Source organism: Pelomicrobium sp. G1, from assembly GCF_051905455.1.
In the GTDB taxonomy this organism is placed as follows: Bacteria; Pseudomonadota; Gammaproteobacteria; order Burkholderiales; family UBA6910; genus Pelomicrobium.
This window is the reverse complement of the sequence record NZ_JBQACR010000018.1, coordinates 16,527-32,433: the sequence shown is the minus strand read 5'-3', so window position 1 is coordinate 32,433 and position 15,907 is coordinate 16,527. Positions and strand designations below refer to the sequence as shown.

At 68.9% G+C, this 15,907-nt stretch carries 14 protein-coding genes; 1 reads left to right on the top strand and 13 read right to left on the bottom strand.

From position 1 onward, the window contains the following. Nucleotides 1–39 precede the first annotated feature (39 nt). Complete coding sequence (secA, locus tag ACTFO6_RS15600; RefSeq protein WP_439935368.1) at nucleotides 40–2,796, bottom strand: preprotein translocase subunit SecA; 2,757 nt, start codon at nucleotides 2,794–2,796, stop codon at nucleotides 40–42. Nucleotides 2,797–2,908: 112 nt separating this feature from the next. Beyond that, nucleotides 2,909–3,823, bottom strand: a complete 915-nt coding sequence (locus ACTFO6_RS15595) for a M23 family metallopeptidase (RefSeq protein WP_439935367.1) — start codon at nucleotides 3,821–3,823, stop codon at nucleotides 2,909–2,911. A gap of 18 nt (nucleotides 3,824–3,841) precedes the next feature. Here ACTFO6_RS15595 and ACTFO6_RS15590 point away from each other — a divergent pair, with 18 nt between their 5' ends. Further along, nucleotides 3,842–4,288 carry a DciA family protein gene (locus tag ACTFO6_RS15590; RefSeq protein WP_439935366.1) on the top strand — a complete coding sequence of 149 codons (447 nt, stop codon included), beginning with the start codon at nucleotides 3,842–3,844 and terminating at the stop codon, nucleotides 4,286–4,288. Nucleotides 4,289–4,325: 37 nt separating this feature from the next. Here the strand turns inward: ACTFO6_RS15590 and ACTFO6_RS15585 are convergent, their stop codons facing one another. The 11 genes from ACTFO6_RS15585 to murD all read right to left on the bottom strand — a co-directional run bounded on the left by ACTFO6_RS15585 (nucleotide 4,326) and on the right by murD (nucleotide 15,806). Then, nucleotides 4,326–4,511, bottom strand: a complete 186-nt coding sequence (locus ACTFO6_RS15585; protein ID WP_439935365.1) for a hypothetical protein — start codon at nucleotides 4,509–4,511, stop codon at nucleotides 4,326–4,328. 39 nt (nucleotides 4,512–4,550) lie between these two features. Then, nucleotides 4,551–5,462 (bottom strand): UDP-3-O-acyl-N-acetylglucosamine deacetylase, encoded by a 912-nt coding sequence (gene lpxC / locus ACTFO6_RS15580; RefSeq protein ID WP_439935363.1) that lies wholly within the window; start codon nucleotides 5,460–5,462, stop codon nucleotides 4,551–4,553. Between the two features lie 93 nt (nucleotides 5,463–5,555). Further along, entirely contained in the window at nucleotides 5,556–6,710 is a 1,155-nt protein-coding gene (gene ftsZ / locus ACTFO6_RS15575) for a cell division protein FtsZ (protein ID WP_439935362.1), read from the bottom strand. An 86-nt stretch (nucleotides 6,711–6,796) separates the two neighbouring features. Then, nucleotides 6,797–8,098: a cell division protein FtsA gene (ftsA, locus tag ACTFO6_RS15570; RefSeq protein WP_439935361.1), complete on the bottom strand. Its 1,302-nt coding sequence runs from the start codon at nucleotides 8,096–8,098 to the stop codon at nucleotides 6,797–6,799. Between the two features lie 30 nt (nucleotides 8,099–8,128). After that, complete coding sequence (locus ACTFO6_RS15565; RefSeq protein WP_439935360.1) at nucleotides 8,129–8,848, bottom strand: cell division protein FtsQ/DivIB; 720 nt, start codon at nucleotides 8,846–8,848, stop codon at nucleotides 8,129–8,131. After that, nucleotides 8,838–9,755, bottom strand: coding sequence for a D-alanine--D-alanine ligase (locus ACTFO6_RS15560; RefSeq protein WP_439935359.1), 918 nt, complete (start codon nucleotides 9,753–9,755; stop codon nucleotides 8,838–8,840). Before ACTFO6_RS15560 ends, ACTFO6_RS15565 begins: the two co-directional genes overlap by 11 nt. A 17-nt stretch (nucleotides 9,756–9,772) precedes the next feature. Further along, on the bottom strand, nucleotides 9,773–10,714 hold the full coding sequence (gene murB, locus ACTFO6_RS15555; protein ID WP_439935358.1) for a UDP-N-acetylmuramate dehydrogenase: 942 nt from the start codon (nucleotides 10,712–10,714) through the stop codon (nucleotides 9,773–9,775). 13 nt (nucleotides 10,715–10,727) lie between these two features. Further along, on the bottom strand, nucleotides 10,728–12,149 hold the full coding sequence (gene murC / locus ACTFO6_RS15550; protein ID WP_439935357.1) for a UDP-N-acetylmuramate--L-alanine ligase: 1,422 nt from the start codon (nucleotides 12,147–12,149) through the stop codon (nucleotides 10,728–10,730). Beyond that, on the bottom strand, nucleotides 12,146–13,258 hold the full coding sequence (gene murG, locus ACTFO6_RS15545; RefSeq protein WP_439935356.1) for an undecaprenyldiphospho-muramoylpentapeptide beta-N-acetylglucosaminyltransferase: 1,113 nt from the start codon (nucleotides 13,256–13,258) through the stop codon (nucleotides 12,146–12,148). The genes murC and murG overlap by 4 nt, the downstream gene beginning before the upstream one ends. After that, nucleotides 13,255–14,418, bottom strand: a complete 1,164-nt coding sequence (gene ftsW / locus ACTFO6_RS15540) for a putative lipid II flippase FtsW (protein WP_439935355.1) — start codon at nucleotides 14,416–14,418, stop codon at nucleotides 13,255–13,257. The genes murG and ftsW overlap by 4 nt, the downstream gene beginning before the upstream one ends. After that, the gene (gene murD / locus ACTFO6_RS15535; RefSeq protein ID WP_439935354.1) at nucleotides 14,415–15,806 is read right to left on the bottom strand and encodes a UDP-N-acetylmuramoyl-L-alanine--D-glutamate ligase; all 1,392 of its coding nucleotides are present in this window, start codon (nucleotides 15,804–15,806) and stop codon (nucleotides 14,415–14,417) included. The genes ftsW and murD overlap by 4 nt, the downstream gene beginning before the upstream one ends. Between the last annotated feature and the right edge of the window lie 101 nt (nucleotides 15,807–15,907).

Genomic DNA, 15,907 nt, shown 5'->3' with positions numbered 1-15,907 from the left:
CGGGCGCCCCGGCGGCACCGCCCTCGAGCACGACGCGCTTCATGCCAGCTTGCCGTGGCAATGCTTGTACTTCTTGCCGGAGCCGCAGGGACAAGGGTCGTTGCGGCCTATCTTCTGGCCCTGGCGTACGAAGGGCTGGGTCGGCTGGGGGGCGTTCGCTTCCGCCAGGGCCTGGTCGTAGTCGGCGTGGTGATAGCGCACGTTGGTGGGCGCCGCGGCGGCTGTCTCCACCGCCTGTACCTGCTCTTCGCTGCGGATCTGCACCGTCATCAGAAGCTGCACCACGTCCCGCTTGATGCGGGAGAGCATGTCGGCGAAGAGCTGAAAGGCCTCGCGCTTGTATTCCTGCTTGGGGTTTTTCTGGGCGTAACCCCGCAGGTGGATGCCCTGGCGCAGGTGATCCAGGGCCGCCAGGTGCTCGCGCCAGTGGGTGTCCAGGGCGTGCAGCATGACGGCCCGCTCGTAGTGCTTCATCACCTCCTCCCCCACCAGATCCACCTTGGCCTGGTAGTGCTCGGCTGCCGCCTCCAGGATGCGCTCGCGCAGCCGCTCCTCGTGCAGCTCGGGCTCCGCCTCCAGCCACTGGCGGATGGGGAGCTTCAACTGGTACTCGGCGGCGAGGGCCCGCTCCAGCCCAGCCGCGTCCCACTGTTCCTCCACGCTTCCCGGGGGCACGTACTCCTCGACAAGCGCCCCGATCACCTCCTCCCGGTAGGCGCGGATCTCGTCCGAGACGTCCGCCGCGTCGAGCAGGGCGTTACGGTCGTGGTAGATCTTCTGCCGCTGCTCGTTGGCCACGTCATCGTACTCGAGAAGCTGCTTGCGGATGTCGAAGTTGCGCGCCTCCACCTTGCGCTGGGCGTTCTCGATGGCCCGGGACACCCAGGGATGCTCGATGGGTTCCCCCTCGGGGAGCTTGAGCCGCTCCATGATGGCGGCGACCCGCTCCGAGGCAAAGATGCGAAGCAGGGGGTCCTCCAGGGAGAGATAGAAGCGGCTCGAACCGGGATCGCCCTGGCGTCCGGCGCGGCCCCGGAGCTGATTGTCGATGCGCCGGGACTCGTGGCGCTCGGTGCCGACGATGTGCAAGCCGCCCAGGGAAACCACTTGGTCGTGGAGCTTCTGCCACTCGGCCTTCACTGCGGCGATGCGCTTCTGCTTGGCCGCCTCGTCCAGGGTCTCGTCGGCCAGGATGCGGTTGATCTCCGGGTTCGGGTTGCCCCCCAGCACAATATCGGTGCCGCGGCCCGCCATGTTGGTGGCGATGGTGACCATCTTGGGCCGCCCCGCCTGGGCCACGATCTCCGCCTCCCGGGCGTGCTGCTTGGCGTTGAGCACCTGGTGGGGCACGCCCTCCTTCTTGAGCAAAGCCGAGAGGAACTCGTTGTTCTCGATGGAGGTGGTACCCACCAGCACCGGCTGCCCTCGGGCGTAGCAGTCCTTGATGTCGTTGATGACCGCCTGGTATTTCTCCCGCGCCGTGCGGAACACCTGATCGTGCAGGTCCTGGCGAATCATCGGCTTGTGGGTGGGAATCACCACCACCTCCAGGCCGTAGATCTGCTGGAACTCATAGGCCTCGGTGTCCGCCGTGCCGGTCATGCCGGCGAGCTTGCGGTACAGGCGGAAATAGTTCTGGAAGGTGATGGAGGCGAGGGTCTGGTTCTCCTTCTGGATCGGCACCCCTTCCTTCGCCTCCACCGCCTGGTGCAGCCCCTCCGACCAGCGCCGGCCGGGCATGAGCCGCCCGGTGAATTCGTCGACGATGATCACCTCGTTGTTCTGCACCACGTAATGCTGGTCCCGGTGGAACAGGGCATGGGCTCGCAGCGCGGCGTTGAGGTGGTGGATCAGCAGGATGTTCTGGGGATCATAGAGGCTGGTGCCCTCGGGCAGAAGCCCCGCCTTGGCCATCAGCTCCTCGGCGTGCTCGTGGCCTTCCTCCGTGAGCAGGACCTGGTGGGCCTTCTCGTCCACGGTATAGTCTCCCGGACCGCCCTCCCGCTCCTGGCGCTTGAGATGGGGCACCAGGGCGTTCACCTTGACGTACAGCTCGGTGGTGTCCTCGGCCTGGCCCGAGATGATGAGGGGCGTGCGCGCCTCGTCGATCAGGATCGAGTCCACCTCGTCCACGATAGCGTAGTTCAGAGGCCGCTGGTAGCGCTCCGAGGGGTGGGTGGCCATGTTGTCGCGCAGGTAGTCGAAGCCGAACTCGTTGTTGGTGCCGTAGGTGATGTCGGCGGCGTAGGCAGCCTGCTTGTCGGCATGGTTCATCTGGGTGAGGATCACCCCGACCGACAGCCCGAGGAAGTTGTAGATCCTGCCCATCCACTCGGCGTCCCGCTTGGCCAGGTAGTCGTTCACCGTGACCACGTGCACCCCCCGGCCGGTGAGGGCGTTCAGGTAGGCGGGAAGCGTCGCCACCAAGGTCTTGCCCTCGCCGGTGCGCATCTCGGCGATCTTCCCCTGGTGGAGCACGATGCCCCCGATCAGTTGGACGTCGAAGTGGCGCATCTCCAGGGTGCGCTTGGCCGCCTCGCGCACCACGGCGAAGGCTTCCGGCAGGAGCTCGTCCAGGACGGCGGCCTCCAGCGCCGGCACCTTGTCCGGCGCGGCGCCCTCCAGGCGCTCCGCGATGCGCGCCTTGAACTCGGCGGTCTTCGCCTTCAACGCCTCGTCGGGCAAACGGGCTACCTCGGGCTCGAGCGCGTTGATCGCGCGCACCGTCTCCTTGTAGCGCTTGAGCAACCGCTCGTTGCGGCTGCCGAAAATCTTGGTGAGAAAGTTGGCAATCATCCGGATCGAGCGCGGTCAGGGCCGCGGATGAGTCGTAAGGATCGGTTCACCAAACGAAATGGGAGTGAGGCTTTCCGGCCTCACCCCCCATCAGACACCTCGAAACGGCAAGCTATCCTTGGGCCTTCAGGAAGCGAGCGGGATTGAGCGCGACCCCGTTACGACGCACTTCGAAGTGCAGGTGAGGTCCCGTGGACCGGCCGGTATTGCCCACCTCGCCGATTTTCTGGCCACGCAACACGATGGCCCCGACTTCCACCAGCCGCTTGGAGGCATGGGCGTAGCGGGTGACTAGGTTGTTGCCGTGGTCGATTTCGATCATATTACCATACTCGGGATGGTGCTCCGAGGTCACCACCACCCCACCGGCGGCGGCCAGTATCGGCGTGCCCACGGGCGCCACGAAATCCACCCCTTCGTGAATCGCCCGCTGGCCCGTGAAGGGATCGATGCGCCAGCCGAACCCCGACGAGAGCCAGCCCCCGTCCACGGGCCTCATGGAGGGGACCAGTTGGCGCACGAGCTGGCTCTCCAGTAGCACCGATTCGAGAATGTGGAGCTGGTCCGAGCGGTGGCTGAGCAGGCGGGTCAATTCGTTGAGCTGGTCAGCAAGCTGACCGACGCTGAGGGTATGCTGGGGAAGATGGGTGATGGCTCCGCCCCGCCCAGGGGGCTGGTCGAAGGAGAATTCCTGGGGCTTGATCCCCGCCAGCTGGGCCAGGCGCTCGCCCAAGCCGTCCAGCCGCAGAAGCTGGGCTTGCATCTGACCCATGCGCACCGCTAGCGCGTGGATCGTCTCCTGCATATAGGCCTGGGCCTCCTGGCCCCCAGAGGTGCCCTGGTCGGTTGCCTGCATCCCCAGGAGGGGAGCCAGTGCCGAGGCGTGGCGCACTGCGAAATAGGCGATGGCTGACGCGGCCGCCATCCCCAGGATGACCAAAAGCGCGAACAAAGTGACGATTTGTGTCCGGGTCAGGGTGATGGTGCGGGCCTGGGCAAGCTTGCCGGATACAACGATGATGTTCATGTCTCCACCGTTCTTGCGATGGCGGTGCCTGCCCGACCGATCAGCTTCTATTTCAGAAGCTTAGAAGGGACTAGAAGCCCTCTTGCCGAGGCCCGGCTGCTCGCCGAGCTCGACCGGACCTACCGAGAGGTGGCACCGCGCGAGCTTCGCCCCCTGAGCGGGATCGTCTCCTACCGGGACGGTACGATCAAGATCCGTGCCACCAGCGGCGCAGCGGCGGCCAAGCTCAGGCACATGAGCCCCCGCCTGATTCAGGCGTTGCGGGAGCGGGGTTTCGAGGTTACTTCAATCCAGGCCCTGGTTCAAGCGTCCCAGCCGAGCCCCCCAGGCCCCGGGACACCCCCTCGGCGCTTGAGCCCGAAGGCGGTGGAGAGCCTGGAGGCGCTGGCGGGACGCCTGCCGCCCTCGCCGTTGCGCGCAGCGTTGCGAGCACTGATCGCCCGGGGAGGGCGGCGGACCCGCTAGATCATTGCCCACGCGGGACTCCGGGCCGGGCTCCCGGTCAAATCACTAGGATCAACCGCTCGAGCAAGTACAGCGCGGCGAAGACCGCTGCCAGCACCAGGCCGAACTTGAGGGTGGCCCCCGCATAGCGCAGGTAGCGGCGGTCCCGGGTATAGAGATAGAGCCCCAGGCAGGCGCCGAGGACGAGGAGCAGGAGAAAGCCCGCCAGGCGGATCAGGACCACGCCGCGCCTCGCCTAGCGGATCTCGGCGCCGCGGAACCCTCAGGCGCTCTGCATCTGGAAACGCAGGAAGGCCGGCGCCTCCTCGGGGTCATCGAAGGTGACGAATTCCCAGGCCCGGGCGTCGGCGAGCAAGGCCCGGGCTAGGGCGTTGTTGAGGGCATGGCCCGACTTGTAGGCCAGGAAAGCGCCGATGATCGGGTGCCCCAGCAGGTACAGGTCGCCGATGGCGTCCAGCACCTTGTGCTTGACGAACTCGTCCTCGTAGCGCAAGCCGTCGCTGTTGAGCACCCGGAACTCGTCCATCACGATGGCATTGTCCAAACTGCCTCCCAGGGCCAGTCCCTGGGCCCGCATGTTCTCCACGTCCTGGACGAAGCCGAAGGTGCGCGCCCGGCTCACCTCCTTGACGAAGGAGGTCTTGCCGAAATCGATGCATACCCGCTGGCGGGTCTTGTCGAAGATGGGATGGTCGAAGGCGATGCTGAACTCCACCTTGAACCCGTCGTAGGGCTCGAAGCGGACCCACTTGTCCCCGTCCTCGACCTCCACGCGGCGGCGGATGCGGATGAACTTCTTCGGCGCCGGCTGTTCTTCCAGCCCGGCCGACTGCAGCAGGAACACGAACGGGGAGGCCGATCCGTCCATGATGGGGACCTCGCCCCCGGAGAGGTCCACGTAAGCGTTGTCCACGCCCAGCCCGGCGAAGGCGGACATGAGATGCTCGACGGTGGAAACGCGCACCCCGTCCCGCTCCAGGCAGGAGCAGAGCCGCGTGTCCCGCACGCTGTAGGCGTCCGCCTTGATCTCCACGGGCCGGGGCAGGTCGACGCGGCGGAACACGATGCCGGTGTTGGGCGCAGCCGGCCGCAGGGTCATGTAGACCTTCTCGCCGGTGTGCAGCCCGACGCCCGTGGCGCCGATGACGTTCTTGAGGGTTCTCTGCTTGACCATCCAGGTCCTTTCGCCGAGCCAAGTCCTTAAAAAACGGGGCAGTATATCACACGCGACGGCCTTCCCCCGGGCGCCGCCCCGCCCGGCATCCCGTCAGTCGGCCTGCTTGCGCAGGAACGCCGGGATGTCCAGGAGGTCGATCCCCGACTGCCGCATGGCCTCCACCGTGGTCTCCCGCCGGCGCCCGGTGCGCATCACGGTGGGGGTGTCCAGGGCCTCGTAGTTCACCGTGTCGAAGGGCGCGGCGTCGGTGCCGGTCTTCACCACCGACAGGGGCTTCGGCTGCGCCCGGGCGGGCAACCCCAGGCCGGTGGCGACGATGGTCACCCGCAGGTTGTCCTCCATGGATTCGTCGATCACCGTGCCGACGATGACGGTGGCGTCCTCGGCGGTGAAGTCGCGGATGGTGTTCATCACGTCGTGCACTTCCTTCATCTTGAGGCCCATGCTGGCGGTGATGTTGACCAGCACGCCCCGGGCCCCGGACAGGTTCACGTCCTCCAGCAGGGGGCTCGCCACCGCCTGCTCCGCGGCCAGCCGCGCCCGGTCCACCCCGGAGGCGTAGGCCGAGCCCATCATCGCCATGCCCATTTCCGACATCACCGTGCGCACATCGGCGAAGTCCACGTTCACCAGGCCGGGGCAGTTGATGACCTCGGCGATGCCCGCCACGGCCCCATGCAGCACGCTGTTGGCCGCCTTGAAGGCGTCCAGCATGCTCACCTCCTCTCCCAGCACGCTCATCAGTTTGTCGTTGGGGATCACGATGACCGAGTCCACGTACTGGGACAGGGCCTCGATGCCCGCCTGGGCCACCTTGAGCCGCTTGCCCTCGAAGCTGAACGGCTTGGTGACCACCGCCACGGTGAGGATGCCCAGCTCCTTGGCGATCTGGGCCACCACCGGCGCGGCGCCGGTGCCGGTGCCGCCGCCCATGCCGGCGGTGATGAACAGCATGTCGGCTCCCTGGATCAGCTCGGCCAGCCGTTCCCGGTCCTCCAGCGCCGCCTCCCGGCCCACCTCCGGGTTGGCGCCGGCCCCGAGGCCCTTGGTGACGCCGGCGCCGAGCTGCAGCAGGGTCTTGGCCTGGTTGCGCTTGAGCGCCTGGGCGTCGGTGTTGGCGCAGATGAACTCCACCCCCTGCACGCCCTGCTCGATCATGTGGTCCACGGCGTTGCCGCCGCAGCCGCCGATGCCGATCACCTTGATCACGGCCTCCGGTGTCTGGGTATCCATCACTTCGAACATGTCAACCTCCTTGAAAAGATGCCTCGTCGACGATCACCCGCTTCTTCGGCCCGCCCGACGGACGCGGCCGGGCCTCTTGTCCTCGATCAGAAGTTCCCCTGGAACCAGCTTTTCATGCGCTCGAAGATCTGCCGCAACGAGCCGCCCTGCAGGCGCTGCATCTGCTGGCGCTGCTGCTGCTCGAGGCCCGCCATGAGCAGTCCGATGCCGGTGGCGTAGCGGGGGCTGCGCACCACCTCGGCCAGGCTTCCCCGGTAGTGGGGCACCCCCACCCGGACCGGCATGTGGAACACTTCCTCGCCCAGCTCCACCATGCCCTGCATGGCGCTGCTGCCACCGGTGATGACGATGCCGGAGGAGAGCAGGTCCTCGAAGCCGCTGCGCCGCAGTTCCGCCTGGACCAGTGAATAGAGCTCCTCCACACGGGGCTCGATCACCTCCGCCAAGGTCTGGCGCGACAGCTGCCGCAGCCCCCGGTCGCCGATGCCCGGCACCTCCACCATTTCCTGGGCGTCGGCGAGCTGGCGCAGGGCGCAGCCGTAGCGCACTTTGAGATTTTCCGCCTCCTTGGTGGGGGTACGCAGCGCCATGGCGATGTCGTTGGTGATCTGGTCGCCGGCGATGGGGATCACCGCCGTGTGGCGGATGGCGCCCTGGGTGAAAACCGTGATGTCGGTGGTGCCGCCGCCGATGTCGGCCAGGCACACGCCCAGCTCCTTTTCGTCCTCGGAGACCACCGCCAGGGCGGAGGCGAGAGGCTGCAGCACCAGGTCGCGCACTTCCAGCCCGCAGCGGCGCACGCACTTGACGATGTTCTGCGCCGCCGATACCGCCCCCGTGACGATGTGAACCTTCACCTCCAGGCGCAGCCCGCTCATGCCCAGGGGCTCGCGTACATCCTCTTGGCCGTCGATGATGAACTCCTGGTTCAGGATGTGGAGGATCTGCTGATCGGTCGGAATGTTGACCGCCTTGGCCGTCTCGATCACCCGGTCCACGTCGGCCTGGGTCACCTCCTTGTCCTTCACCGCCACCATACCGTGGGAGTTGAAGCTCTTGATGTGGCCTCCGGCGATGCCCGTGTACACCTCCCGGATCTTGCAGTCGGCCATGAGCTCGGCCTCCTCCACCGCCCGCTGGATCGCGTTCACGGTGGACTCGATGTTGACCACCACGCCCTTTTTGAGGCCACGCGAGGGCTGGCTGCCCATGCCGATCAGGTCGAACCCGCCGTCGGGCAGCACCTCCGCCACTAGCACCACGATCTTGGACGTGCCGATGTCCAGCCCGACGATCAGGTTCTTCGATTCCTTGGGCTTCAGCTTACGCGTCCACGAACGCTCCCCTTCCACGGGCGGCTGTAGACCGGACGGCAGGATCCTGTCCATGCTTTCCTCCTGGAACTAAGCTTGGTCCATTCACGTCCCCCGGGGCGCCCGCGCCTCCCGGGGCAAGCGCAGGGCGAAGCCGTGGGGGTAGCGCAGATCCACGTAATCGACGGGCACGCCGAGCCGCGCCAGGCTCTCGCCGTAGGCGGCGACGAACCGGGCGAGCCGCTCCTCCATGTGGCTGCGGCCCAGCTTCACCACCGTTCCCTGGTCGAGCTCGAGCTCCCAGGCGCCCCGCGCCGAGAGCCGCAGGGCCTGCAACCCGAGCCCGGCCTGCGCCAGCAGATCCCGGAAGCGCAGGTAGCGCTCGGCCACCTCCCGCTCGGCTCCGTCAGGGCCGGAGAGCAGGGGAAGCGGGCCATCGAACGCCGCATCGAAGCGCTCCCCGTAGCGGTCGATCAGGGCGTCCTCGCCCCAGCGAGCGAGCGCCTCGTGCTCCTCCAGCGTCACCACCAGGGTGGCGGGCCAGCGGCGCGCGAGGCTCGCCTTGCGCACCCACGGCAGCTTCTCGAAGGCGTCGCGCACCCGCTCCAGATTCGCGGTGAAAAAGGTGCCCCGCAGCTCCCGCGCCACCACCGCTTGCACTTGTTCCACCGTCACCCGCTGGGGCGGCGCCGCCAGCTCCACGGCCCGCAGGGCGAACGCGCTGCTTCCCGCGGCCGCCAGCGCGGCGGCCGCCAGCAATCCGGCGAGCCCCAGCGTGAAAAGCAGGTTGGCCAACGCATTGAGCGCCCTCGGGCTATCCCACACGGGCGAGCTCCAGAATTCTCACCACCAGCGTTTCGAAGCTCATGCCGGCCGCCTTGGCCGCCATGGGCACCAGGCTGTGGCCGGTCATGCCGGGAGCGGTGTTCATCTCCAGAAGGCTCACCGCGCCGTCGGCGCGGCGGATCAGGTCCGCGCGCCCCCAGCCGCGGCAGCCCAGCACCTCCACCGCCCGCATGACGAGGGCCTGGATAGCCTGCTCTTCCTCCCGCGGCAGCCCGCACGGGCAGTGGTAGCGGGTCTCGTCGCTGAAATACTTGCTCTGGTAGTCGTAATTGCCGCCGGGCGCCTCGATGCGGATAAGGGGCAGGGGCTCCTCGCCCACGAAGCCGGCGGTCAGCTCCTCCCCCTCGACGAACTCCTCGGCCAGCACCAGGGAGTCGTAGCGCGCAGCCACCGCGTACGCTTCCGGCAACCGCTCCAGCCTCGCCACCTTGGTGAGCCCCAGGGTGGATCCCTCGTGGGCCGGCTTCACGATGAGGGGCAGGCCCAGGCGCGCTGTCACCCCCTGCCAGTCGGCCGCCGCATGGAGCACTTCCCAGCGGGGGGTCGGCAGGCCGCAGCCCGCCCATACGTACTTGGTGCGCAGCTTGTCCATGCACAGGGCCGAGGCCATGACGCCGCTGCCGGTGTAGGGGATGTCCATGAGCTCCAGCGCCCCTTGCACCGTGCCGTCCTCGCCGTAACGGCCGTGCAGGGCGATGAAGACCCGGTCGAAGCCCTGCTCCTTCAGCGCGAACACGCTTTTCTCCGCCGGATCGAACGGGTGGGCGTCCACGCCCGCCCGCAGCAGCCCTTCCAGCACGTTTTTTCCCGACATGAGAGAGATCTCCCGCTCGGCGGAGCGCCCCCCCATGAGGACCGCCACCTTCCCGAAATCGCGCGGATTCATCTTCAATACCTCTAGGCTCAAGCGGGCTCGCCGACCACGCGGACCTCCCGCACCAGGCCCACTCCGGTCTGCTGCGCCACCGTGCGCTCCACGGTCTCGATGATGGTCTCGATATCCCGCGCCTTCGCCCCGCCCAGGTTGACAATGAAGTTGGCGTGCTTGTCGGAGACCATGGCGTTGCCGATCCGGTAACCCTTGAGCCCGCAGCCCTCGATCAGCCGCGCCGCGTGGTCCCCGGGGGGATTGCGGAACACCGAGCCCGCGTTGGGGAGGTTGAGGGGCTGGGTAGCCACCCGCCGCGCCAGCAGCCGCTTGATGGTCTGGCGCGAGCGCTCCCCGTCCCCGCGGTTGAGCCGCAGGCAGGCGGAGACGAACCACTCCTCTCCCGCTCCCTCGTCCCTAGCTTTCAGCGCCACATGGCGGTAGCCGATCTGGTAGTCCGCGGGCCGGCGCTGCCGCACCCGGCCGGCCCGGTCGATGGTGGTCACCCGCTCCACCACCTCCCAGGTCTCCGCCCCGTAGCAGCCGGCGTTCATGGCCAGCGCCCCGCCCACCGTACCTGGAATCCCGGCCAGGAACTCGGCTCCTTCCAGGTCGTGCAGGGCGGCGAAGCGTGCCACCTTGGGGCTCGCCACGCCGGCCTCCGCGTACACCAAGCCCTGCTGCGGGTCCCGGGCCTCCAGGGCCAGGGCGTTCAACGCCCGGTGCAGGAGGATCACCGTGCCCCGAAAGCCCCCGTCCCGCACCAGCAGGTTGCTGCCCAGCCCCACCGCCAGCACCGGCTCTTCCGGCGGCAGCGAGCGCAGAAAAGCCCCCAGGTCTTGGAGATCGGCCGGGACGTAGACCCGATCGGCGATACCGCCCACCTTCCAGCTTGTATGCCGGTGCATGGGCTCGGCGAGCCGCAGCTCGCCCTGGAGTCCCTCCCTCGTTCCCGGTTCCAGATCCGCCATGTTCATCCGCACCGACCCATCAAGCGTCGGAAGCGAGTTGTTTCACCAGGGCCGCCGGCACGGTCCCGATGGAACCCGCCCCCATGGTGAGCACCACGTCTCCGTCCCGCGCCACTGCCAGGATCGCCCGGGGAAGCTCCGCCACTGTTTCGACGAAGATGGGCTCCACGCCCCCCTGCACCCGAACCGCCCGGGCGAGGGAGCGCCCGTCCGCCGCCACGATGGGCGCCTCTCCCGCGGGATAGACCTCGGTGAGGAGCAGCACGTCGGCGGAGCGCAGCACTTTCGCGAAGTCCTCGAACAGATCCCGGGTGCGAGTGTAGCGGTGGGGCTGGAAGGCCAGCACCAGCCGCTGCCCCGGGTAAGCGCTGCGCGCCGCCGCCAAGGTGGCGGCGATTTCCGCCGGGTGGTGGCCGTAGTCGTCCACCAAAGCGAACGTGCCACCGGAAGGGAGGGAGAGCTCGCCATAGCTCTGGAAGCGCCGCCCCACGCCGCGGAACTCGGACAAAGCCTTGGCGATCGCCTGGTCGGTGGCGCCCACCTCGAGCCCGACCGCCACCGCCGCCAGGGCGTTCAACACGTTGTGCCGGCCCGGGAGATTGAGGGTGATCTCCAGGTCCCTCGCCGGCCACTGGTGGCGCCGCGGCTCGGGGTGCCGCTTCACGGTGAAGCGCATGCGCCGCCCCTCGACGCGGATGTCCACCGCCTGGACGTTGGCGCCGTCCAGCGTGCCGTAGGTGGTGATGGGCTTGGACACCCGCGGCATGATGGCGCGCACCTGGGGGTCGTCGGCGCACAGGATGGCCATGCCGTAGAAGGGCAGGTGCTGGAGGAAATCGACGAAAGCCTGCCTGAGCCGCTCGAAGTCGTGACCGTAGGTTTCCATGTGGTCCGCGTCGATGTTGGTCACCACCGCCAGCACCGGCTGCAGGAGCAGGAAGGAGGCGTCCGATTCGTCCGCCTCCACCACGATGAACTCCCCCGCCCCCAGGCGCGCGTGGGCCCCCGCCGCCTCCAGCCGACCGCCGATGACGAAGGTGGGATCCATGCCGGCTTCCGCCAGCACGCTCGCCACCAGGCTGGTGGTGGTGGTCTTGCCGTGGGTGCCGGCGACGGCGATGCCCTGTTTGAGCCGCATCAACTCCGCCAGCATAAGGGCCCGGGGCACCACGGGGATGCGGGCCGCCCGCGCGGCTTCCGTCTCCGGATTGCCGTTCTTCACGGCCGAGGACACCACCACCACGTCCGCCGACGCCACGTTCTCTGCCGCGTGGCCGAGTGCCACCCGGGCGCCCAGGGCCGCCAAGCGCTCGGTGACGGGGCTCCCGTGGAGGTCGGAGCCGCTCACCTGGTAGCCCAGGTTGAGCAGCACCTCCGCGATACCGCTCATGCCGGCGCCGCCGATGCCGACAAAATGGATGTGCCGCACTTTGTGTCTCATCCCGCGGCCTCCATGCAGGCTTCGGCCACCCGGCGCGTCGCCTCCGGCTGGGCCAGCGCCCGGGCCCGCTCCGCCATGGCGAGCAGCGCCTCCCGGGTGAGGGCGCGCAGCCGCTCGGCCAGGCCCTCGGGGCTCAACTCCCGCTGGGGCAGGAGTACCGCCGCGTGGCGCTCGCTCAAGAAACGGGCGTTGGCGGTCTGGTGGTCATCCACCGCGTAGGGGTAGGGCACCAGCAGGCTCGCCACCCCGGCCGCGGCGAGCTCCCCGATGGTCAGCGCCCCGGCGCGGCAGATCACCAGGTCGGCTTCCGCGTAGCGGCGCGCCATGTCGTCGATGAAGGGATGCACCTCCGCCTCCACCCCCGCCTCCCGGTAGGCCCGCGCCACCGCTTCCGCGTCCCCGGCCCCGGCCTGATGCACGATCCTGGGCCGTTCCGAGGGCGCAATGGCGGCGATCGCCCGGGGCAGCGTTTCGTTGAAGGCCCGCGCGCCCCGGCTTCCGCCCAGCACCAGCAGGCGCAGCGGCCCCTGGCGGCGGCCGTAGCGCTCGCCCGGCGGCGGCAGGGCCGCGATCTCCTCCCGCACTGGGTTGCCGGTCCACTCGGGCTTCCTCGCTGGCTTGAACAGCCGAGCGAGGGCGTTGGCGCGCCCGGGAGTGGCGTCGAAGGCGTCGGGGAATCCCACGAGAACCCGATCGGCCACGGCCGCCAGCACCCGGTTGGCAAGCCCCGCGATGGCGTTCTGCTCGTGGATCACCAGGGGCCGGTTGAGCAGGGCGGCCATGAGGCCGCCGGGAAACGTGGCGAAGCCCCCCATGCCCAGGACCACGTCGGGGCGCCGCCGGGCCAGCACCCGGGCGCTCTGCAGGCAGGCGAGGACCAGGAACAGGGGTAGCCCCGCCCACCGCAGCGGGCCCTTGCGGCGCACGCCGGAGAAGCGGATCCACTCCATGGGATAGCCCCGCTTGGGGACGATCTCGCCCTCCATTCCGCCCCGGGTGCCCAGCCAGACCACGTTCCAGCCCTGGGTCCGGAGCCGGTCGGCCACCGCCAGTCCCGGGAAGATATGCCCTCCCGTTCCACCGGCCATGATGAGAATGGTCCGGCTCATGCCCGGCTTCCCCTCGCGATTCGACGGACCTCCCAGTCCACCCGCAGCAGGAGGGCGAGGGCCACACAAGTGGCCACTAGGCTGCTGCCCCCGTAGCTCATGAGAGGGAGGGTCAGCCCCTTGGTGGGGAGCACCCCCATGTTCACGCCCAGGTTGATAAGGGCCTGGGCCGCCAGCCACACCCCGATGCCCTGGGCCACCAAGGCGGCGAAGGGCCGCTCCTCCAGGGCCGCGGCGCGCCCCACGGCGAAGGCCCGCAGGGTGAGCCAGGCGAACAGGGCGATCACCAAGGCTACCCCCACGAAGCCCAGTTCCTCGGCGATCACCGCCAGAAGGAAGTCGGTGTGGGCCTCGGGCAGATACAGGAGCTTCTCCACGCTCGCCCCCAGCCCCACGCCGAACCACTCGCCCCGTCCGAAGGCGATGAGGGCGTGGGAGAGCTGATAGCCCTTGCCGAAGGGGTCGGACCAGGGGTCCATGAAGCCCACGATGCGCTGCATGCGATAGGGAGAGCTCCAAATGAGCAGCAGGAAGCCGGCGGCGAGCAGCGCCGCCAGCCCCGCGAACAGGCGCGTGCTCACACCCCCCAGGAACAGGATCGCCATGGCGATGACGGTGATCACGGCGAAGGCGCCGAAGTCCGGCTCGGCCAGGAGCAACGCCCCGGTCGCCAGCATCACGGCGAACATGGGCAGGAAGCCGCGGGCGAGGCTGCCGAGATGGCGCGCTCTGCGCACCGTATAGTCGGCGGCGTAGAGCACCACGAACAGCTTCATGAACTCCGAGGGCTGCACGCTGAAAAAGGGGATCGCGAGCCAGCGCCGACTGCCGTTCACCTCGCGCCCCACGCCGGGCAACAGCACCAGGACGAGGAGGGCCAGGCCCGCCAGGAACAGGTAAGGGGCCGAGCGCTGCCACAGCTTCAGGGGAATCTGGAAGGCGACGGCGCCGGCCGTGAGCCCAACCGCCAGATAGAGGGCGTGGCGCACTAGGTAATAGTGGGCCTGATGGCCGGTCGCCCGGGAGGCTTCCGCGGTGGCGATGGACGCGGAATAGACCATCACCAGCCCCATTCCCGCCAGCAGCAGCGCGCTCCAGAGGAGGGAGGCGTCGTACTCGGGGCTCGGCCGCACGAGCTGGCTTTCGGCGTAGAGCCTCATGGACGCCCCTCCAGCGCCCGCACTGCGGCGGCAAAGACTTCCGCCCGGTGCTCGTAGTTGCGGAACATGTCCAGGCTCGCGCAGGCGGGGGAGAGCAGCACGGCATCCCCTGGGCGGGCTTCCCGGTAGGCGGTGCGCACCGCCTCCTCCATCGTTTCCACCCGCAGCAGGGGCACCGTGCAGCCCGCCAGGGCCTGGGCGAGCCGCTCCTTGTCCCGCCCGAGCAACACCACCGCTCGGGCGTGCCGGGCCACCGGTGCCGCCAGGGGCGCGAAGTCCTGGCCCTTCCCATCCCCGCCGGCGATCAGGACCGCCGGCCGGTCCATGCCGGAGAGGGCCGCCACCGTGGCTCCCACGTTGGTCCCCTTGGAGTCGTCGTAGAAGACCACGCCGCCGATCTCCGCCACCGGCTGCATGCGGTGGGGCAGCCCCCGGAAACGGGTGAGCGCCTGGGCCAGGGGCGCGTCCGGCAGCCCGATGGCCGCCGCCAGGGCCCAGGCGGCGAGCCCGTTGGCGGCGTTGTGGGCGCCCTTGAGGGGCAGCTCGTCCATGGGCAACAGCCGCTTTGCGCCCCGGGCGAGGAAACGGCGGCCGTCCACGGCCATGAGTCCGTAGGCCTCGTCCGCAGGCGGCGCGTCGAGCCCGAAGGTCACCACCGTGCGCCCGGGAAGGGCCATGGCTAGGGTCCGGGGATCCTGGCGGTTCAGGACCTGCACGCCTTCGCCCGCGAAGATGCGCGCCTTGGCGACGGCGTACTCCTCCAGGTCGCGATACCGGTCCAGGTGATCCTCGCTCAGGTTGAGCACCGCCGCGGCGTCGGGCCGCAGGCTTTCGGTGGTTTCCAGTTGAAAGCTGGAAAGCTCCAGCACGTACAAGTCGGGGTGTCCCGCGCCGGAAACCTCCGGCAGGGCGTCCAGCACCGGCAGGCCGATGTTGCCCGCCACCACCGTCGCGAGGCCCGCGCCCTCCCCCATGGCGCCGGCCATGGCGGTCACCGTGCTTTTGCCGTTGGAGCCGGTGATCGCGAGCACCTTGGGCCTGGGGGGAGGCAGCGCAGCGAGGGCCCGGGCGAAGAGCTCCACGTCGCCCACCACCGGCACCCCGGCTTCCCGCACCCGCCGCAGGTGGGGCTCGCTCAACGGTACGCCCGGGCTCACCACCACCAGATCGACTCCGCTGAAAGTCCGTTCCTCGAACGGGCCGAACCTGAGCTCCGCCCCTGGGACCCACTGAGCGATCTCCCTCGCCAGGGGCGGCTCGGGTCGGGTGTCGGCGACGCGAAGGCGAGCGCCCAAGCGGTGGAGATAGCGCACCGCCGAGCGCCCGGTAAGGCCCGCGCCCACCACCAGCACCCGCCTGCCGGCAAGCTCCATGGCCGCTTCATTCATCGCAGCTTCAAGGTGGACAACCCAAAGAGCACTAGCATCATCGTGATGATCCAGAAGCGCACGGGCGGGTTCTGGTGTCGGCCGCGCCCGCGCGCTTCACG